At 72.4% G+C, this 18,878-nt stretch carries 21 protein-coding genes; 15 read left to right on the forward strand and 6 right to left on the reverse strand.

Annotation, left to right across the window (positions count from 1 at the left end):
• Positions 1-9 precede the first annotated feature (9 nt).
• From hrcA to IRX98_RS12245, 3 genes are read left to right on the forward strand one after another with little or no spacing between them, the layout of a single operon-like run.
• Positions 10-1,032, forward strand: coding sequence for a heat-inducible transcriptional repressor HrcA (hrcA, locus tag IRX98_RS12235; protein WP_224277117.1), 1,023 nt, complete (start codon positions 10-12; stop codon positions 1,030-1,032).
• The gene (dnaJ, locus tag IRX98_RS12240) at positions 1,029-2,204 is read left to right on the forward strand and encodes a molecular chaperone DnaJ (RefSeq protein ID WP_224277119.1); all 1,176 of its coding nucleotides are present in this window, start codon (positions 1,029-1,031) and stop codon (positions 2,202-2,204) included. Before hrcA ends, dnaJ begins: the two co-directional genes overlap by 4 nt.
• Positions 2,205-2,208: 4 nt before the next feature.
• Positions 2,209-2,949, forward strand: a complete 741-nt coding sequence (locus IRX98_RS12245; protein ID WP_224277121.1) for a 16S rRNA (uracil(1498)-N(3))-methyltransferase — start codon at positions 2,209-2,211, stop codon at positions 2,947-2,949.
• A 106-nt stretch (positions 2,950-3,055) separates the two neighbouring features.
• Here IRX98_RS12245 and IRX98_RS12250 read toward each other — a convergent pair whose 3' ends face one another.
• The 3 genes from IRX98_RS12250 to IRX98_RS12260 form a co-directional block, all read right to left on the reverse strand.
• Positions 3,056-4,105, reverse strand: coding sequence for a Gmad2 immunoglobulin-like domain-containing protein (locus IRX98_RS12250; RefSeq protein ID WP_224277123.1), 1,050 nt, complete (start codon positions 4,103-4,105; stop codon positions 3,056-3,058).
• Entirely contained in the window at positions 4,102-4,632 is a 531-nt protein-coding gene (locus tag IRX98_RS12255) for a SigE family RNA polymerase sigma factor (protein WP_224277125.1), read from the reverse strand. Before IRX98_RS12255 ends, IRX98_RS12250 begins: the two co-directional genes overlap by 4 nt.
• A gap of 102 nt (positions 4,633-4,734) precedes the next feature.
• Positions 4,735-5,685, reverse strand: a complete 951-nt coding sequence (locus tag IRX98_RS12260) for a Gmad2 immunoglobulin-like domain-containing protein (protein WP_224277126.1) — start codon at positions 5,683-5,685, stop codon at positions 4,735-4,737.
• Positions 5,686-5,759: 74 nt separating this feature from the next.
• Between IRX98_RS12260 and IRX98_RS12265 the strand changes: the two genes are divergently transcribed.
• From IRX98_RS12265 to era, 8 genes are all read left to right on the forward strand, one after another.
• Positions 5,760-6,113 carry an HIT domain-containing protein gene (locus tag IRX98_RS12265; protein ID WP_224277128.1) on the forward strand — a complete coding sequence of 118 codons (354 nt, stop codon included), beginning with the start codon at positions 5,760-5,762 and terminating at the stop codon, positions 6,111-6,113.
• Between the two features lie 7 nt (positions 6,114-6,120).
• Entirely contained in the window at positions 6,121-7,347 is a 1,227-nt protein-coding gene (locus IRX98_RS12270; protein ID WP_224277130.1) for a hypothetical protein, read from the forward strand.
• Between the two features lie 108 nt (positions 7,348-7,455).
• The gene (locus IRX98_RS12275) at positions 7,456-8,526 is read left to right on the forward strand and encodes a PhoH family protein (RefSeq protein ID WP_224277132.1); all 1,071 of its coding nucleotides are present in this window, start codon (positions 7,456-7,458) and stop codon (positions 8,524-8,526) included.
• The gene (gene ybeY / locus IRX98_RS12280; RefSeq protein WP_224277134.1) at positions 8,523-8,984 is read left to right on the forward strand and encodes an rRNA maturation RNase YbeY; all 462 of its coding nucleotides are present in this window, start codon (positions 8,523-8,525) and stop codon (positions 8,982-8,984) included. Before IRX98_RS12275 ends, ybeY begins: the two co-directional genes overlap by 4 nt.
• A gap of 1 nt (position 8,985) precedes the next feature.
• Positions 8,986-10,305, forward strand: coding sequence for a hemolysin family protein (locus IRX98_RS12285; protein ID WP_224277136.1), 1,320 nt, complete (start codon positions 8,986-8,988; stop codon positions 10,303-10,305).
• A gap of 21 nt (positions 10,306-10,326) precedes the next feature.
• Positions 10,327-10,686, forward strand: a complete 360-nt coding sequence (locus IRX98_RS12290; protein WP_224277138.1) for a cytidine deaminase-like protein — start codon at positions 10,327-10,329, stop codon at positions 10,684-10,686.
• A gap of 51 nt (positions 10,687-10,737) precedes the next feature.
• A complete protein-coding gene (locus tag IRX98_RS12295) occupies positions 10,738-11,514 on the forward strand; it encodes a siderophore-interacting protein (RefSeq protein ID WP_224277140.1) in 777 nt (258 codons plus the stop codon).
• Entirely contained in the window at positions 11,507-12,598 is a 1,092-nt protein-coding gene (gene era / locus IRX98_RS12300) for a GTPase Era (RefSeq protein WP_224277142.1), read from the forward strand. Before IRX98_RS12295 ends, era begins: the two co-directional genes overlap by 8 nt.
• A 93-nt stretch (positions 12,599-12,691) precedes the next feature.
• Here era and IRX98_RS12305 read toward each other — a convergent pair whose 3' ends face one another.
• On the reverse strand, positions 12,692-13,510 hold the full coding sequence (locus IRX98_RS12305; protein WP_224277144.1) for a septum formation family protein: 819 nt from the start codon (positions 13,508-13,510) through the stop codon (positions 12,692-12,694).
• On the reverse strand, positions 13,507-13,992 hold the full coding sequence (locus IRX98_RS12310; RefSeq protein ID WP_224277146.1) for a flavodoxin family protein: 486 nt from the start codon (positions 13,990-13,992) through the stop codon (positions 13,507-13,509). Before IRX98_RS12310 ends, IRX98_RS12305 begins: the two co-directional genes overlap by 4 nt.
• Positions 13,993-14,028: 36 nt before the next feature.
• Here IRX98_RS12310 and IRX98_RS12315 point away from each other — a divergent pair, with 36 nt between their 5' ends.
• Together IRX98_RS12315 and leuA are read left to right on the forward strand one after the other, a co-directional pair.
• On the forward strand, positions 14,029-14,787 hold the full coding sequence (locus IRX98_RS12315; protein ID WP_224277148.1) for a class I SAM-dependent methyltransferase: 759 nt from the start codon (positions 14,029-14,031) through the stop codon (positions 14,785-14,787).
• Between the two features lie 175 nt (positions 14,788-14,962).
• Positions 14,963-16,690: a 2-isopropylmalate synthase gene (gene leuA / locus IRX98_RS12320; RefSeq protein ID WP_224277150.1), complete on the forward strand. Its 1,728-nt coding sequence runs from the start codon at positions 14,963-14,965 to the stop codon at positions 16,688-16,690.
• Here leuA and IRX98_RS12325 read toward each other — a convergent pair.
• Positions 16,677-17,156 (reverse strand): GNAT family N-acetyltransferase, encoded by a 480-nt coding sequence (locus IRX98_RS12325; RefSeq protein WP_224277152.1) that lies wholly within the window; start codon positions 17,154-17,156, stop codon positions 16,677-16,679. The two genes, leuA and IRX98_RS12325, sit on opposite strands and share 14 nt — an antisense overlap.
• A 49-nt stretch (positions 17,157-17,205) precedes the next feature.
• Between IRX98_RS12325 and IRX98_RS12330 the strand changes: the two genes are divergently transcribed.
• Entirely contained in the window at positions 17,206-18,072 is an 867-nt protein-coding gene (locus tag IRX98_RS12330; protein WP_224277154.1) for an alpha/beta fold hydrolase, read from the forward strand.
• Positions 18,073-18,115: 43 nt separating this feature from the next.
• Positions 18,116-18,844 carry a DNA repair protein RecO gene (recO, locus tag IRX98_RS12335; RefSeq protein WP_224277157.1) on the forward strand — a complete coding sequence of 243 codons (729 nt, stop codon included), beginning with the start codon at positions 18,116-18,118 and terminating at the stop codon, positions 18,842-18,844.
• Positions 18,845-18,878 lie beyond the last annotated feature (34 nt).

Here is an 18,878-nt window from a genome sequence, read left to right on the forward strand (position 1 = left end):
AGGGCTCACGTGGTCGACGATCGCAAGCTCGACGTGCTGCGCGCCATCGTGGAGGACTACGTCGCCACCGAGGAGCCGGTGGGCTCCAAGGCCCTGGTGGAGCGCCACGGCCTGGGTGTCTCCCCGGCCACGGTGCGCAACGACATGGCCGCGCTGGAGGACGAGGGCTACATCCACCAGCCGCACACCAGTGCCGGCCGGGTGCCCACCGACAAGGGCTACCGGCTCTTCGTCGACAAGCTCGCCACCCTCAAGCCGATGAGCACGGCCGAGCGCCGCGCGATCTCGACGCTGCTCGACGGCGCGGTCGACCTCGACGACGTGGTGCAGAAGTCGGTGCGGCTCCTGAGCCAGCTGACCCGCCAGGTCGCCATCGTCCAGTACCCCACGCTCTCGCGCTCGACCGTGCGCCACGTCGAGCTCGTCGCGCTGACCCCGACCCGCTTGATGGTGATCCTCATCCTCAGCACCGGCCGGGTCGAGCAGCGCCTCGTCGAGCTCGACGTGCCGGTCGTCGACACCGACCTCGCCGAGCTGCGCGTCGCGGTCAACCAGGCGTCCGCGGGCGTCCAGATCGCGGCGGCCGCCGCCGCGCTGGGCGAGCTGCCCGACGCCGTACGCCCCGAGCAGGTCGACTCCGCGCGTGCGGTCGTCGGCGTGCTGGTCGAGGCGATGTCCGACCACCGCAGCGACGAGCGGGTCGCGGTCAGCGGCACCGCCAACCTCGCCCGCTACGGCGACTTCGACACCGCCGTGCGCCCCCTGCTCGAGGCACTGGAGGAGCACGTCGTGCTGCTCAAGCTGCTGGGGGAGTCGGGCGTCGACGCCCTCACCGTGCGCATCGGGCACGAAGGCCCCTACTCAGAGCTCGCCGCGACCAGTGTCGTGGCCACCGGCTACGGACCGCAGGAGTTCCACCTCGGCTCCCTCGGCGTGGTCGGACCCACCCGGATGGACTACCCCGGATCCATGGCAGCCGTGCGCGCGGTCGCGCGCTACGTCTCGCGGATCCTCGATGAAGGAAACCAGTGACCCAGGACCCCTACGAGATCCTCGGCGTCTCGCGTGACGCCAGCGCCGACGAGATCAAGAAGGCCTACCGCAGGCTGGCCCGCCAGCTGCACCCCGACGTCAACCCCGACCCGGAGACGCAGGAGCGGTTCAAGGACGTCTCGCGCGCCTACGAGGTGCTGAGCGACCCGGGCAAGCGGCAGGCCTACGACCGCGGCGGCGACGCCTTCAGCCAGGGCTTCGGCGGTGCCGGCCAGGGCTTCAGCTTCACCGACATCATGGACGCCTTCTTCGGCGGCGGCGCCCCGGGCGGCGGTCAGTCGCGCGGCCCGCGCTCGCGTGCCCGTCGCGGCCAGGACGCCCTGATCCGCCTCGACGTCACGCTCGCCGAGGCCGCCTTCGGCGTCACCCGCGACCTCAAGGTCGACACGGCCCTGAAGTGCGAGACCTGCGAGGGCGAGGGCACCGCACCCGGCACGAAGCCCGTCACCTGCGAGACCTGCCACGGCCAGGGCGAGGTCGCGGTCGTGCAGCGCTCCTTCCTCGGCGAGATCCGCACGCTGCGTCCCTGCGCGGCGTGCCGCGGCTTCGGGTCGGTCATCCCCGACCCGTGCCGCGAGTGCTCCGGCGACGGCCGGGTCCGCTCGCGTCGCACGCTGACGGTGAAGATCCCCGCCGGCGTCGACCACGGCACCCGCGTCCAGCTCACCAGCCAGGGCGAGGTCGGCCCCGGCGGTGGTCCCGCCGGTGACCTCTACGTCGAGATCCACGTCGAGCCCCACAAGACCTTCACCCGCCACGGCAACGACCTCCACACCACGATCTCGCTGCCGATGACGGCGGCCGCGCTCGGCACGCAGCTCACGCTGCCGCTGCTCGAGGCCGACCTCGAGCAGTCGGAGGAGTCGGACCCCGACTCGAGGCCCGTCACGACGTACGACCTCGAGATCCGCCCCGGCACGCAGTCGGGCAGTGAGCAGGTCATCCGCGGCTTCGGCGTGCCGAGCCTGCGGGGCGGTCGCGGCGACCTCGTCGTCAGCATCTCCGTCGACACCCCGACCCGTCTCGACCCCCGCCAGGAGGAGCTGCTGCGCGAGCTCGCGGCGATCCGCGGCGAGGAGACGCCGGACGGCCAGGTCGAGGCGCCCCACAAGTCGATGTTCGGCCGGTTGCGCGAAGCCTTCCAGGGCTGAGCCGGTGTCGCTGCCGGTCCACCTCGTCGAGTCCCTGGCCGACGTGTCGGTCGGCTCCGTCGTCGAGGTGAGCGGCGACGAGGCCCACCACGCCGTCGCCGTACGCCGCCTGCGCGAAGGTGAGCACGTCGTGCTGACCGACGGCCTGGGGACCTCGGTCACCGGAGCCGTCACCTCCACGGGCAAGCGGGTCTTCGCCGTCTCGGTCGCGTCCGTCGACGTCGTCCCGCGACCCGAGCCGGCCGTCACCGTGGTGCAGGCGCTGCCCAAGGGCGAGCGCGGCGAGCTCGCGGTCGAGGTGCTCACCGAGGTCGGCGTCGACCGGGTCGTGCCGTGGGCCGCGTCGCGATCGGTCGCGGTCTGGAAGGGCGAGCGGGCCGCGAAGTCGCACGCGAAGTGGCAGGCGACCGCCCGCGAGGCTGCCAAGCAGTCCCGTCGCTCGTGGCTCCCCACGGTCACCCCGCTGGCCTCCACCGCCGACCTCGCCGCGCTCGTCGCGGAGGCGGACCTCGCGGTGGTGCTGCACGAGGACGCGACCGCGGCGCTCAGCGCGGTCGACGTACCCCTCTCGGGGCGGATCGTGGTCGTCGTCGGCCCCGAGGGCGGGATCGCCCCCGAGGAGCTCGAGGCGCTCACGGCCGCGGGAGCCGTGTCCGTACGCCTGGGCGCGGAGGTGCTGCGCACCTCGACCGCCGGTGTCGTCGCGGTCGCGGCGCTGCTGAGCCGCACCAGCCGCTGGGGCTGATCCGGCTCTCCGGCGCGTCGGGCGACCACAACTCACGTATGGCTCGGGTCGCCCCGCGTGGACAGCGTCGAGGCTTCGACTTCTGGTCGTCCGGCGCGCCGGGGGCTCAGTCGACGATGGTGATCCGCCGGTCGTCGACATGCACGCGGCCTTCGCTTGACGGATCATCGGTCCGCGAGACCACCAGGTAGTCACCCGGCGGCACGGTCGTGAGGTCGAACGTCACCCCGAACGGGAAGAGGCGGTCCTGGTAGGTCCCCGCGATCGCCGGCTGTTCGGCCACGACCTCCACGACGCCTGACAGGCGCTGGATGCGGGTGACGATGGTGCCCTCGAAGGAGTTGCCGACGCCCTTCACCGTGAACGGCTCGTCGTTGTCGACCTGCTGCCCCTCGGACGGATCGCTCAGGGAGACGTGGGCCAGGGTCGCCAGGTCAGACCCCACCGCCAGCTCCTCCGAGGTCGGGACACCGAGGACCTGATCAGTGATCTCTCCGTACAGCAGGAACCTGACGGGAAGTCGTTCGCCGACAGCTCCCTGCGCCGTCCGGACGAGCTGCTCGACTGCCAGTCCCGCCTCGGCGGACGTCAGCGCGCCACGATCGCGCAGACTTCCCTCGACGTCCCCTCCGAGATCTACCTCGATCCGGTCCTCGAAGGGCACCACGCGCGCCGTCGCATCCGTCATCGGCGGCCACGGCACCCGGTAGTCGGGGTCGAGAGGTGCCAAGGGTGGTCCGGCCGCCCCTGTGCGCCCCACAGCGGCCGAGACGGCGGTCGCCAGGGGATCGCCGCCCAGCCGTCGGAACTCGCGGAAGAGCCGCGGCCCGTCCGGGGTGTCACCCACGTAGTAGATCGCCATCGTCGAGGTCGCCGGCTCGGTCGCCGTCGGCGGGTCCGGTGTCGTCGGCTCGGTGATCGGCTGGCTCGGACCGGTCGACGTCGCCGGGTCCGGCACGCTGACCTGCGGCGTACCACCGGTGCTCAGCGCCATGGCCGTCGCCACCGACGCCGCGACCAGCCCGGCGCCGCCGGCGGCCCACCAGCCACGACGGGGACGGCGTACGCCGATCTCCGCGCGGATCGCGTCGAGCCGGTCGCCGGGCTCAACGTCGTCGGTGACCTCGTGCAGCAGGTCCGTGATGCGGTCGTTCATGAGCCGTCCTCCCACCAGTCCCCGAGCAGCTCGCGCAGGGCTGCCCGGCCTCGATGTGCGTGTGCCTTCACGGCCCCGGGCGAGATGCCCAGCGCGTCGGCGATCTGGGCCTCGGACCAGTCGAGGTAGTGCCGCAGCACGAGCACCTCACGCTGCCGCTCGGTGAGCTCGAGCAGTGCATCCCGTACGGCGTCGCGGCGCGCGCCGCCGACCGAGGGGCCCTCGACGGTGACGTCGGCCAGCGTGGTCGTGCGCGCGTGCCGGTCCACCACGACGCGGTGCCGCAGCGTCGACCGGGAGCGGTTGACCACCGCCTGGCGCAGGTAGGCCAGGGCCTTGTCGGGGTCGCGCAGCCGCGACCACCTGCCGTGCATCGCGACGAACGCGTCCTGCACGACGTCCTCGGCAGCACCCTGGTCGTGGACCAGGAGCACCGAGAGGCGCACCAGCTGGCGCCAGTGGGCGGCGTAGAGCTGCTCGACGGCGGTGTCGGCGTCGGCCGCCTCGAGCCGAGGGGGAGCGGCCACGTGCACCCTCCCTCGACGTGTGGTCTGGATCGTCACGCTGTGGGACGCGCCGCGGCGTGATCCGGTTGACGTAGGTTTCGAGACGGTCGCTGCGCGACCTCCTCAACCAGCGATGCGGATCGTCTTCGTGTCGATGGCCGGGCCGTTGCCCTCCGTGCCGCCGGTCGGGTCGTCGGTCTCGCACTGCACGACGACCTCGCCGGTGACGCCGTCGAGCGGGAGGTCGACCTCGAACGGGAAGAGCCGCTCCTCCATCCAGCCCTCCGACTGGTAGCCCTCGAGCGCGATCTCCTGCCCGTCCTGCAGCAGGCGGCACGGTCCGCTGGCCTCGAAGGAGTTCGCCACGCCGGTCACCGTCAGCGTGTCGCCGGTGACCGTGTCGCCCTCGGCGGGGGAGGTGATGTTGACCAGGTTGAGCGTGCGCAGCGCGTTGCCCGCCTCGTACGGCGTCGTCGTGGGGAGCCCGAAGAGCGGAGCGTCGCCCTCGCGCTGGAACTGCACAGGAACTCGCTCCTGCTGGACGCCCTGGAGCGTGTAGACCAGCTGCTGGAGGGCGAGGCGCGCATCCCGCTTCGACATCCCGTCGGGGCGCTCGGTGAAGCCGTCGGACGGGACCTCCACGAGCAGCACGCCGTCGGTCGCCTGCACCGAGGCGATCTCGACCTGCGGCCAGAGGGTGCGGTAGTCGGGGTCGCCCGGCTCGCCACCACCGGCGACGATGCGCGCGGCCTCGGTCAGCGGGTCGCCCTCCACGCGCCGGAACTCCCGGAACAGGGCCGTGCCGCCGGGCCCGTCACCGGCGAAGTAGAGGGGGACCACCGTGCCGTCGTCGGGGGAGGTCGTGGGATCCGTCGTCGGCTCCGAGGACGGGTCGGTGGTCGGCTCCTCCGTGGGCTCGGGGCTGGCCGTGCGGGTCGGCTCGCTGGTCTCGTCGGAGACGGGCCGCTGCCCGTCGCCGGTGCAGCCGGTCAGCACGAGCGCGGCGGCCAGCGGCACCGCTGCTGCGCCCGCCCAGCGGCGTACGCGTCGGGCCGGGGTGGTGGGGAAGGTCATGTCGCTCACGGTAGTTGGACGCGCGCCCCGCGCTTCCGGTTACACGCCGCGACCCCAGACCCTAGGCTGGCGTCATGAGCCCGAGCGCGCCCGACTGCGTCTTCTGCAAGATCGTCGCGGGCGACATCCCCGCCGACGTGCTCGGTCGCACCGAGCACGCGATCGCGATCAAGGACCTCAACCCCCAGGCGCCCTTCCACGCCCTCGTGCTGCCGCTCGACCACCACGACAACGCGGCTGCCTCGGCCGCCGCGGACCCCGCGAGCGTGGGCCACGCCGTGGCGCTGGCCGACGAGGTCGCCCGGGCTGCCGGGGTCGACGACTACCGCCTCGTCGCCAACACCGGCGCGGGTGCCGGGCAGACGGTGTTCCACACCCACTTTCACGTGCTCGGCCAGGCGCCGGGCATGACCGAGTCCCTGATCTGAGACCCCCATGACCCGCACCCGCACCGCCCTCGGGGCGCTCCTCACCTCGGCGCTGCTCGCCCTGACGGCCTGCGGCGGTGCCGCCCCCGGGACCGACGCCGGCGCCCAGCGCAGCGCCACCCAGCCCGTCGAGGCGCCCGCCCCGGCGGCCGACGAGGCCGAGCAGGCAATCGGCAGCCACGGCGGCGGCCACGACGCGGAGCCGGCCCGGTCGAAGCCGCTGCGTGCGGGAGAGACGCGTACGACGATCGCGATGCCCGGCAGCTACACCCCGTCGGCGCCCTACGGCTCCGGCACCGACGACTACCGCTGCTTCCTGCTCGACCCCGAGCTCGAGCGCGACGCCTGGCTCACCGGCACCCAGGTGCTGCCCGGCAACCCCGACGTCGTGCACCACGTCATCCTCTTCAAGGTCCCGCCGGAGCAGGTCGCGGCGGCCGAGGCGAAGGACGCCGCCGAGGACGACGAGGGCTGGACCTGCTTCGGCGGCACCGGCCTCGACCGGTTCCAGAACGTCGACGACGCCGCGTGGATCGGCGCGTGGGCGCCCGGCGGGGACGAGTCGGTTGTCAAGCCCGGTTTCGGCACCCGGCTCGCGAAGGGCAGCCGCGTCGTGATGCAGGTCCACTACAACCTGCTGGCCGGCCAGGAGCCCGACACCAGTGCCGCCCAGCTGCGGCTCGCGCCCGGCAAGCGGCCGTACGAGGCGCTGAGCACGATGCTGCTCCCCGCACCGGTCGAGCTGCCGTGCCGCCCCGAGCACTCCGACGGCGAGCTCTGCGACCGGACCGCCGCAGTCGCGGACGTGAAGGAGCGCTTCGGTGCCGCCGAGGGCAGCACCGCCGACCTGCTCTACTTCCTCTGCGGCGGCGAGCCGCGGGCAGGACGGACCCAGTCGTGCCTGCGCACCCTGGGCGAGCCGGTCACCATCCACGGGGTCGCCGGCCACATGCACCTGCTGGGCCGCTCGATCAAGATCGAGGTCCGACCCGGTACGCCGCAGGCGCAGACCGTCCTCGACATCCCGGTGTGGGACTTCGACGACCAGGGCAGCCGGCCCATCGAGCCGATCACGTTGCAGCCCTTCGAGCAGGTCAAGGTGACCTGCACCCACGTCCAGTGGCTGCGCGACAAGCTCCCCGCCTTCGAGGGCCAGCCCGACCGCTACGTCGTGTGGGGCGAGGGCACCACGGACGAGATGTGCCTCGGGATGCTGCAGGTCACCCGGCCCTGAACCGGCCCCACTGACCCTCACCCCGAATGGAGTGGGCCGTCCGCGGCACGCTCGCTAGCATGGAAGGGCCCCGCCACCGACTCGGAAGGCCGCCCGACCCGGGCATCCATGACTGACAACACGCGCCGCTCCACCCGCCCCGACACCGACTCCCAGCAGGAACGGCCGACCCACACGGTCGTCGTCCCCAACAGCATCGACATGGTCTCCGTGCTGGGTCCGGGCGACGAGCACCTCCGGTTGATCGAGCGGGCCTTCGACGCAACCGTCCACGTGCGCGGCAACCGCATCACCCTCAGCGGCGACTCCGCCGAGGTCGCGACCGCCGAGCGGCTGCTCGACGAGGTCGTCACGCTCGTGCGCACCGGCCAGGGCGTGACCGGCGAGACGGTCGAGCGGATCATCCAGATGCTGCGCACCGAGACCCAGGAGCGCCCGGCCGATGTGCTGAGCCTCAACATCCTGTCCAACCGTGGCCGCACGATCCGTCCCAAGACGCTCAACCAGAAGCGCTACGTCGAGTCGATCGACAACTCGACGATCACCTTCGGCATCGGCCCGGCCGGCACCGGCAAGACCTACCTCGCGATGGCCAAGGCGGTGCAGGCGCTCCAGGCCAAGGAGGTCAACCGGATCATCCTGAGCCGCCCGGCCGTCGAGGCGGGGGAGCGGCTCGGCTTCCTGCCCGGCACGCTGAGCGAGAAGATCGACCCCTACCTGCGTCCGCTCTACGACGCGCTGCACGACATGGTCGACCCCGAGACCATCCCCAAGCTGCTGGCCGCCGGGACCATCGAGGTCGCACCGCTGGCGTTCCTGCGCGGCCGGTCGCTCAACGACTCCTTCATCATCCTCGACGAGGCGCAGAACACCACGCCCGAGCAGATGAAGATGTTCCTCACGCGCCTCGGGTTCGGCTCGCGGATCGTGGTCACCGGAGACACCAGCCAGGTCGACCTGCCCTCGGGCACCAAGTCGGGCCTGCGCGTCGTGGAGGGCATCCTCGAGGGCGTCGACGACATCTCCTTCTGCCGCCTCACCGGCACCGACGTCGTACGCCACCGGCTGGTGGGCCGCATCGTCGAGGCCTACGAGGTCTTCGACTCCCAGGACCAGGCGCCCGAGCAGCCCCGTCGCCCGCGCACCGCACCCGCCCCGGCCGAGCGGGGCCCGCGATGAGCATCGAGGTCCTCAACGAGTCGGGACTCGAGCTCGACGTACGCCGTCTCTCCCGGCTGGCGCGCTTCGTCATGGAGCAGATGCGCGTCCACCCGCAGGCCGAGCTGTGCATCAAGGCCGTCGACGAGGACACCATCGCCGAGCTCAACGGCCAGTGGATGGAGAAGGACGGGCCGACCGACGTGCTGGCCTTCCCGATGGACGAGCTGCGTCCCGGCAAGGTCAACGAGGAGCCCGAGGAGGGCGTGCTCGGCGACCTCGTGCTGGCCCCGTCCGTCGCCGCGCGCCAGGGCGAGGAGGCCGGGCACGGCCGCGAGGCCGAGATCGATCTGCTCACCGTCCACGGCATCCTCCACCTGCTGGGCTACGACCACGCCGAGCCCGAGGAGCACGCCGTGATGTTCGGCCTCCAGGGCGAGCTGCTGGAGCAGTGGCGCTCCACCCCCGAGCCCGCCTGAGATGACCGCTGACATCTGGCAGCTCGGCTCGGCTGCCCTCCTGGTCCTGCTCGCCGGCCTCTTCTCCGCCGCCGACGCCGCGCTCAGCGGCTTCTCGCGCGCCCGCGCCGAGGAGCTCAAGGCCGACGGACGGCCCGGTTCCGCGCGACTGGTGATGATCCTCGACGACCCCGCGCGCTACCTCAACACCGCGCTGCTGCTGCGGCTGCTGTGCGAGATCAGCGCCATCGTGCTGGTCTCCACCTGGGCGCGCGACGCCTTCCAGGACTCGCTGCTGCCGAGTGTCCTCACCACGATTGGCGTGATGCTGGTCGTGTCCTTCGTCGTCATCGGCGTCGCCCCGCGCACGATCGGTCGCCAGCACGACGCCAAGGTCGCGCTGCTGTCGTCGGGACCGCTGTCGGCGGTCACCACGATCCTCGGCCCGATCCCGGCGCTGCTGATCATGCTCGGCAACGCGATCACCCCCGGCCGAGGGTTCAGCGAGGGGCCGTTCTCGACCGAGACCGAGCTGCGCGAGCTGGTCGACCTGGCCGAGGCGTCGGCTGTCATCGAGTCCGGCGAGCGCCGGATGATCCACTCGGTCTTCGAGCTCGGCGACACCATCACCCGCGAGGTGATGGTGCCGCGACCCGACGTCGTCTACATCGAGCGCCACAAGAACATCCGCCAGACGCTGTCGCTCTTCCTGCGCAGCGGCTACTCCCGCATCCCCGTCATCGGCGAGAACCTCGACGACATCGTCGGCATGGCCTACCTCAAGGACCTGGTCCGCCGTGACTTCGAGGCACCCGACGTCGAGTTCACCCAGCGGGTCGACGAGGTGATGCGACCGGTGCACTACGTCCCGGACTCCAAGCCGGTCGACTCGCTGCTCTCCGAGCTCCAGGCCCGCCGCCAGCACATCGCCGTCGTCGTCGACGAGTACGGCGGCACCGCCGGCCTGGTGACCATCGAGGACGTGCTCGAGGAGATCGTGGGCGAGATCACCGACGAGTACGACGTCGAGGAGGTCGAGGTCGACCACCTCGAGGACGGCACCATCCGCGTCTCCTCGCGCTACCCCGTCGACGACCTCGACGAGCTGGTCGGCTTCACCGTCGAGGACGACGACGTCGACAGCGTCGGCGGGCTGATGGCCAAGCACCTCGGCAAGGTCCCGATCCCCGGCTCGGTCGTGGAGTGCCACGGCCTGCGCCTGGAGGCCGAGCGGGCCACCGGTCGCCGCAACAAGATCGATGCCGTGCTCGTCTCGGTGCTCGCCGCGGAGGGCTCCGAGGACGACGACGCACCGGGGCATGCCGCGGGCTCGGGCCGCTGACGGCTCACTAGGCTGTCGCCCATGACCGACGCGCCGGAGCCCGCCGACCTCAGCCCCGAGGACGCCAAGCTGGTGACGCTGGCCCGGGCCACCCGGGTCCGCGCCCGGGCCGAGGAGGGCGCCGCGGTCCGCGACCTCGACGGCCGGACGTACGCCGCCGCGAGCGTGCGCCTGGAGCACCTCGGCCTGTCCGCGCTCGAGGCCTGCGTGGCCATGGCCGTGGCGTCCGCGGCAGCCGGTCTCGAGGCCGCGGTCGTGCTGACCGACACAGGGGCGGACGTCGTTCCCGACCTCGGTGCCGTCACCGATCTCGCCGGCGCGGGTGTGGCGGTCCTCGTCGGTGACCCCGCCGGGAAGATCCACACCCGCACGACCACCTAGACCGGCTCGGGCGATGCGCCCGCGCCGCGGGGAGGCCGATAACCTCCTCGGGTGAGCACCCGCGCAGCCCAGTTCCAGGCGACCGTACGTCGCCGCGAACCGCTGTCGGACCACCTGGTCCGGCTGGTCCTCGACGGCCTCGACGGGTTCACCAGCACCGGCGTGCCCGACGAGTGGGTCGGGCTCGTGGTGCCCGGCCAGTTCCAGAGCCGCTACTACACCGTCCGCGACTTCACCGGCGGTGAGCTGACCCTCGACGTGGTGGTCCACGACGTCGGCCTCGTCACCGAGTGGGCGATGCGCGACTGTGTGGGCGACACCGTGACGATCACCGAGGCCAAGTCGTCCTTCGCGCCCCCGGCAGGCGCCACGTGGCTGATGCTGGTCGGCGACCTCACCGCGATGCCGGCGATGGCCCGCATCGTGGAGACGCGCCCCGACCTGACGACGTACGTCATCGCCGAGGTGCCGGACGACCTCGCGGGCTACCTCCCCGAGGGCCCCGACGTCACTTGGCTGAGCCCGCCGTCCCACGGGCAGAGCGCGCTGGCCGAGGTCGTGGAGGGCATCGAGTGGCCGGCCGGCGAGGGCTACTTCTGGATGGCGGGGGAGTCCGCGCAGATGCGCGCGATCCGCAAGCACCTGATGCGCGAGGTCGGCCTGCCGACCAGCCACTACGACGTCATGGGCTACTGGCGCGCGACGGCCGGACGGCAGCCGCGGGCGGTCGATCCGGGTCCGCTCTGGCGCGCGGGCAAGGCGGCAGGGAAGAGTGACGAGCAGATCTGGGCCGAGTACGACGCAGCGCGAGAGGCGAGCGATGGCTGACGAGCAGGACCACACCGACCAGGACGTGGTGGAGGAGACCGTCGGCGAGCCGGGCGACGAGACGGACGACCTCGACGACGACCTCGACGAGGACGACGAGGACGACGAGCTCGACGAGGACTTCGACCTCTCCGGGGTCGCGCCCGCCAGTGCGTTCTACTCCGCGCCCGAGGGCTATCGCAGCGGCTTCGCCTCCTTCGTCGGCCGGCCCAACGCCGGCAAGTCGACGCTGACCAACGCGCTGGTCGGGCAGAAAATCGTCATCACGTCCTCCAAGCCCCAGACCACGCGCAACGTGGTGCGCGGGATCGTGCACCGCGACGACGCCCAGCTGATCCTCGTCGACACCCCCGGCCTCCACCGCCCGCGCACCCTGCTGGGCGAGCGGCTCAACGACCTGGTCCGCACGACGTGGGCCGAGGTCGACGTGGTGGCGTGCTGCTTCCCGGCCAACGAGAAGATCGGCCCGGGGGACCGGTTCCTGGTCACCGAGCTGGCCAAGGTGCGGCGCACCGTCCGCATCGCGGTGGCCACCAAGACCGACCTGGTGACCCCCGAGCAGCTCGGCCAGCACCTGCTCGACATCGCCGCGCTCGGGGCCGAGACCTCGACGGAGTGGGCCGAGATCGTGCCGGTGTCGGCGGTCTCGGGCGACCAGGTCCAGCTGCTCGCCGACCTGCTGGTCGGCCTGCTGCCCGAGGGCCCGCCGCTCTACCCCGACGGCGACCTCACCGATGCCCCCGAGGAGGCGCTGGCCGCCGACCTCATCCGCGAGGCCGCGCTGGAGGGCGTGCGCGACGAGCTCCCGCACTCGATCGCCGTGGTGGTCGAGGAGATGGGCCTGCGCGAGGGGCGCCCTGACGACAAGCCGCTGCTCGACATCGTGGCCAACCTCTACGTCGAGCGTGATTCCCAGAAGGGCATCATGATCGGCCACAAGGGCTCGCGGCTGCGCTCGGTCGGCACCGCCGCGCGCAAGCAGATCGAGGCGCTGCTCGGCACCCCGGTCTACCTCGACCTCCAGGTCAAGATCGCCAAGGACTGGCAGCGCGACCCGCGCCAGCTGCGCAAGCTCGGCTTCTGACGACGGTCCCGCCCAGGTCGGCGCACGTGCGGCGGTGCTGGCCCTCGGTGAGCCGATCCGACGGCCAGGTGCGCAGCACGTGCGGCTGACGGCTCAGGCAGGCACCCAGCAGATGCCGTAGCGCTGGCCGGCGTCCCACTGCTCGCGGGTGGGGGCCTCCTGCGACCAGGTGAAGTCGAGCGGGTCCGTCGCTGCTGCGCGGGCGTCCGCGCGGCACGTCGGGTCCATGCGCGCCGCGACCGCCGCCGGTCGTGGCAACCGGCGTCCGGTCAGGTCGACCGTCGACGTCGCCCGCCACGTGTGCCGCGCGCCGCACGACACCCGTCGGAACGCCTGCGTGCCGGGGGCAGCGGTGCCGCACATCTCCAGCACCGGGGCCTCACCCCAGCCCTTCGTCCGGCGCGGCAGCGGCAGCAGCTCGCGCGGTCCCGCGACTGCCACGACGTCGCAGCGGAACCAGTCGGCGCCGGCCTCGGCGCGGGCCGGGCTCGGGGTGAACCACACCGCCCTGACCATCGTGCGGCGCAGGTCGCGCGGTGCCACCCCGAGGTGCCGAGGCAGACGCGCCGTGCACGTCGTACGCGCCTGGCGCTGGGCAGCCTCGGAGTCCACGCTCCGGGTGCGACCCGCCGGGGTGGTCAGCCGCAGCCGGCCGACGAAGTAGGTCTGGGCGGTGTGCCGGCGCCCGCACGCCACGGGGGCGGTGCGACCGACCACCGCGACGGCCTGCCGGAACGTGAGGGAGTGGCACTCGCCCACCTCGGGCGTCGGGCCGGGATCGGGGGGAGGCTCCGGCGTCGACGGCGCCGTCGGTGACGGGGTCGACGAGGGGACGGGCTCGTCCGCGGGGGCGGAGGAGGTGCACCCGGACAGCGCCAGGACGGCGGTGGCCGCGGCGAGGAGGCGCCTCATCGCATCACCAGGGCCGCGAGCGTCCCGCCCAGCTCGTACGCCGACTCCCGGTCCGCCTCGCCCACCTCACCCAGCACCTCCAGCACCGGCGCCGCCTGGCGCCAGGGGAGTGCCCCCACGATCGACTGGACCGAGCGCACCGCGCCCGTCGTGTCGTAGCGGCCGTGGACGAAGAGGCCGTAGGGGCGGCGGCCCCCCTCGGCGCCGGCGGCCCCGCCGTCCTCGGCCAGCGCCCCGCCGGCCTGGAGGAAGATCGTGTCGAAGAAGTGCTTGAGCGCCCCGCTCATGTAGCCGAAGTTCGCCGGGGTGCCGAGCACGTAGCCGTCGGCGGCGAGCACGTCGTCCGCGCCGGCTTCCAGCGCTGTCCGCACGACCACCTCGACGCCCTCGATGGCGTCGTCCGACGCACCCGCCACGACTGCCTCGGTCAGCGCGGTGACCGACGGGGTCGGGGAGTGGTGGACCACCAGCAGTCGAGGCATGGCCAGAGCCTACGAGGGCGAGTAGCGTCGTGTGCCGTGACCTTCGAGGTGACAGGTGACGCCTACGACCGGTTCATGGGTCGCTACTCCCGACCGCTCGCGGCCGACCTCGCCGACTGGTTGGAGGTGGCGCCCGGCCAGCGGGCCATCGACGTCGGCTGTGGGCCGGGAGCGCTGACGACCGTCCTCGTGGACCTGCTCGGCGCTGCACAGGTGGCGGCGGTCGACCCGTCGGCGTCCTTCGTGGAGGCCTGCCGCGACCGGCTCCCCGGGGTCGACGTCCGCCGGGGCGAGGCGGAGTCGCTGCCCCACGACGACGACTCCTTCGACGTCGCCGCGGCCTGCTTGGTGGTGCACTTCATGGCCGACCCCGTCGGCGGCGTCGCCGAGATGACCCGGGTGACCCGCCCCGGCGGCTGGGTCGGCGCGACGGTCTGGGATCTTGCCGGGTCGCGCGCCCCGATGTGGCCGCTGTGGGAGGCGGTCGCGGAGCTCCAGCCCGCGCACTCGGGGGAGCGCGAGTTCCCCGGCGGCTCCCGTGACGGCCTCGTCGCGATCCTGGAGGGTGCCGGGCTGCGTGGGGTCGAGGCGGTCGAGGTCCCGGTGACGGTGACCCACCCGAGCTTCGAGGAGTGGTGGGAGCCCTACCTGCACGGCGTCGGTCCCGCCGGCGACGTCGTCGCCGCGCTCGGGCCGGACGGTCGGGCCCGGCTCGAGGAGGTCCTGCGTCGCCGGCTCGGCCCCGGGCCCTTCGACCTCACGGCGGTGGCGTACGCCGCTCGCGGTCGCGCCTGACGTCCCGGTCCGCAGGTCGGACGCGCGGCTGTGCGCCCGCGGGCAGCGGCGTACGCTGGTCCCGTCATGATGCGCACCCTCCTCCTTGGTTGCCGCAGCGAGGCCTGAACCGGCCCCCTCGTTGCGGAGTGCGGCGCGCGCCGGTCGCCCTGGACCGACCGACAACGAGGACACCATGACCAACCTGAGCAACACCGCCAACCAGCAGGGCACGAGCCCGATGCCGTTCGGCCGCTACACGCCGTTCGTTCCCGTCGACGTGCCCGACCGCACCTGGCCGACGAAGAAGGTCGAGAAGGCGCCGCGCTGGCTCTCCACCGACCTGCGGGACGGCAACCAGGCGCTGATCGACCCGATGACCCCGGCCCGCAAGCTCACGATGTTCGAGCTGCTGGTGAAGATGGGCTACAAGGAGATCGAGGTCGGCTTCCCGAGCGCGAGCCAGACCGACTTCGACTTCGTGCGCAAGCTCATCATCGAGGACCGGATCCCCGACGACGTGCAGATCTCGGTGCTGACCCAGGCCCGAGAGGACCTCATCGAGCGCACCGTGGACTCCCTCGTCGGTGCCCCGAGGGCCACCGTCCACCTCTACAACGCCACCGCGCCGCTCTTCCAGCGCGTGGTCTTCAACGTCACCCCCGACGAGTGCCGCAACATCGCCGTCCGCGGCACCGAGATGGTCATGAAGTACGCCGAGGAGCGGCTCGGCTCGATCGTCGGCAGCCAGGACTTCGGCTACCAGTACAGCCCGGAGATCTTCACCCAGTCCGACACCGACTTCGCGCTCAGCGTGTGCGAGGCGGTCTCCGACGTGTGGCAGCCCGAGGCCGGGCGCGAGATCATCCTCAACCTGCCCGCCACGGTCGAGATGTCGACGCCCAACACCTACGCCGACCAGATCGAGTACTTCGGCCGGGGTCTGACCCGCCGCGAGCACTCAGCGATCAGCCTCCACCCGCACAACGACCGCGGCACCGCGGTCGCGGCCACCGAGCTGGGCCTGATGGCCGGCGCCGACCGCGTCGAGGGCTGCCTGTTCGGCCACGGCGAGCGCACCGGCAACGTCGACCTGGTCACGCTCGGGATGAACCTCTTCAGCCAGGGCATCGACCCGCAGGTCGACCTCGGCGACATCGACGAGGTCCGCCGCACCGTCGAGTACTGCACCAACCTGCCGGTCCACCCGCGTCACCCCTATGCCGGCGACCTCGTCTACACAGCCTTCTCCGGCTCGCACCAGGACGCGATCAAGAAGGGCCTGGAGGACCTGGACAAGAAGGCCGCGGCCCTCGGCGTACCCGTCGGGGAGCTGCCGTGGGAGGCGCCCTACCTGCCCATCGACCCCAAGGACGTCGGCCGCACCTACGAGGCGGTCATCCGGGTCAACAGCCAGTCCGGCAAGGGCGGCGTGGCCTACGTGCTGAAGTCCGAGCACAAGCTCGACCTGCCGCGCCGCGCGCAGATCGAGTTCAGCCGGGTCGTGCAGCTGCGCACCGACACCGAGGGCGGGGAGATCACCCCCGAGGAGATCTGGTCGGTCTTCCGTGCCGAGTACCTCGACCGCACCGCCCCGCTCGAGCTCGACTCCGTGCACACCTCCAGCGCCGCGGGCGAGAAGGACCAGCTCACGGTCGGGGTGTTCGTCGACGGTGAGCGCCAGGAGCTCTCCGGCGAGGGCAACGGCCCGATCGCGGCCTTCGTCGACGCCATCTCCGGGCTCGGCCACGACGTCCGGGTCCTCGACTACGCCGAGCACGCGCTGTCCGCCGGCGGCGACGCCATCGCGGCGGCGTACGTCGAGTGCGCCGTGGGCGAGAAGCTGCTCTGGGGCGTCGGCCTCGACGCCAACATCGTCACCGCTTCGCTCAAGGCCGTGATCAGCGCCGTCAACCGCGCCTGAGCACCAGCTTCTCGATCTGCACCGGGGACCCGTCGCGCAGGGGCTCCCACTGGCCTGTCGACACGAAGCCGCTGGAGACGTAGAGCGCCCGGGCGCCGTGGTTGCCCTCGGCCACGTGGAGGTGCACGACGCGTCCGGTGCCCTGCGCCCAGCGGACCAGCTCGTCGACGATCCGGCGCCCGAGACCAGTGCCGCGACGGTCCGGGGCGATCCACATCCCCCAGATCCAGGCGACGTCGCTCTCGGGCGGGAGGAACCCGCCACCCATGCCGACGGGGGCGTCCTCGTCGAGCGCGAGCAGCGTCGGGTTCGACCCCTCCAGGCGTTCGCGCCAGACCTCGTCGGCCTGAGCTCGCGCCTCCCGCAGGGTCACCCCGAAGGCGTCCGGACTGTCCGTGAGCGCCCGGAGCCGGACGTCGCGGACCGCTCGCCAGTCGTCGGGGCCGGCGTTGATGATCGAGACCATGGTCGGAGCGTTCCACGGCGGCGCGCTCCATCGCGACTACATTGAGCCCATGTTGGTGAGCGAGCGGATCGGACAGTTCTTCGTCGAGTCCGACGGCGGGCGCGACCGGCTGGAGTACACCGAGTACGGCTCCGGCGACGAGTGGGTGGTCCTGCTCCACGGCCTGCTCATGCCCCGTCGCATGCAGCAGCCGCTGGCGCGGGCGATGGCCGCGCAGGGCCTGCACGTGGTCACCCTCGACCTCCTCGGCCACGGCCGCTCCGACCAGCCCGCCGACCCGCTCGTCTACTCGATGACGTCGTTCGGCGAGCAGGTGGTCGCGCTGCTCGACCACCTCGGCGCCGAGCAGGCCGTCATCGGCGGCACGTCCCTGGGCGCGAACGTGTCCCTCGAGGTCGCAGTCATCGCCCCGGAGCGGGTCAAGGGCCTCGTCGTCGAGATGCCGGTGCTCAACCACGCGCTCGTGGCCGGGATCATGGCGTTCGTCCCGATCATGCTCGCGGCGCGCTACCTTCCCTTCACCGCCAACACGCTGCAGAAGCTCTCGCGGTCGGTTCCCCGCGGGATCGTCCCCTTCTGGGCCGGCGTCGGGCTCGACACCGTCGACCACCGGGCCGACTCGATCGCCTCGGTCCTGCACGGCGTCATCTTCGGCCGCCTCGCGCCGTCGTCGAGCCAGCGCCGCCGGATCCACGCACCCGTCTTCCTGGTGGGCCACCCGATCGACCCGATCCACCCGTTCGTCGACGCCGACATGCTCGCCGCCGAGCTGCCCAACGTCCGGTTCGAGCGGGCCACCTCGATCCTGGAGTGGCGCTTCCGACCCGACCGGCTCACCGCGGCGGCCGCCGACTTCGCACTCGACTGCTGGCGCGCCGCCGCACCGGCCACGAGCACCCGCGCGCGGAAACGCTGAGCGCCAACCGCCTCCGGCAGGGTGCGTGGGGGAGGATGGACCCGTGCCCCTCTACCGCGACGAGGCGGTCGTGCTCCGCACCCACAAGCTGGGCGAGGCCGACCGCATCATCACCCTGCTGACGCGTCAGCGCGGGAAGGTGCGCGCCGTCGCCAAGGGCGTGCGGCGTACGACGTCGCGCTGGGGCTCGCGGCTGGAGCCGTTCGCCCACGTCGACCTGCAGCTCGCCGAGGGGCGCAGCCTCGACGTGATCACCCAGGCCGAGACGCTCGACCCGTTCAACTCCCGCCTCGGCATGGACTACGACCGCTACACCGCGGGCACCGTGATGCTCGAGACCGCCGACCGTCTCGTCACCGAGGAGGGAGAGCCGGCCGTCCAGCAGTTCCTTCTCCTCGTCGGCGGGCTGCGGGTGATGGCGACCGGTCAGCACGGGGCCAAGCAGGTCCTCGACTCCTACCTCCTGCGCTCGCTGTCGGTTGCCGGCTACGCGCCGTCCTTCGACCACTGCGTGCAGTGCGGCGTCGAGGGCCCGCACCGCTTCTTCAACCCCTCGGCCGGTGGCGTGCTCTGCACCTCCGACAAGCTGCCCGGCTCCGCCACCCCCGCCGCCGAGACGGTGCTGGTCCTGGGTGCGCTGCTCGTCGGTGACTGGCCGGTCGTCCACGCCGCTGACCCGCGCCACCTGCGCGAGGCCAGCAACCTCGTCTCGGCCTACCTCGCCTGGCACCTCGAGCGTGGCCTGCGCTCGATGGCGTACGTCGAGCGTTGAACCTCGGTGGTCGAGTAGCCCGCGAGGACACATC

Source organism: Nocardioides lacusdianchii (genome assembly GCF_020102855.1).
Taxonomy (GTDB): domain Bacteria; phylum Actinomycetota; class Actinomycetes; order Propionibacteriales; family Nocardioidaceae; genus Nocardioides; species Nocardioides lacusdianchii.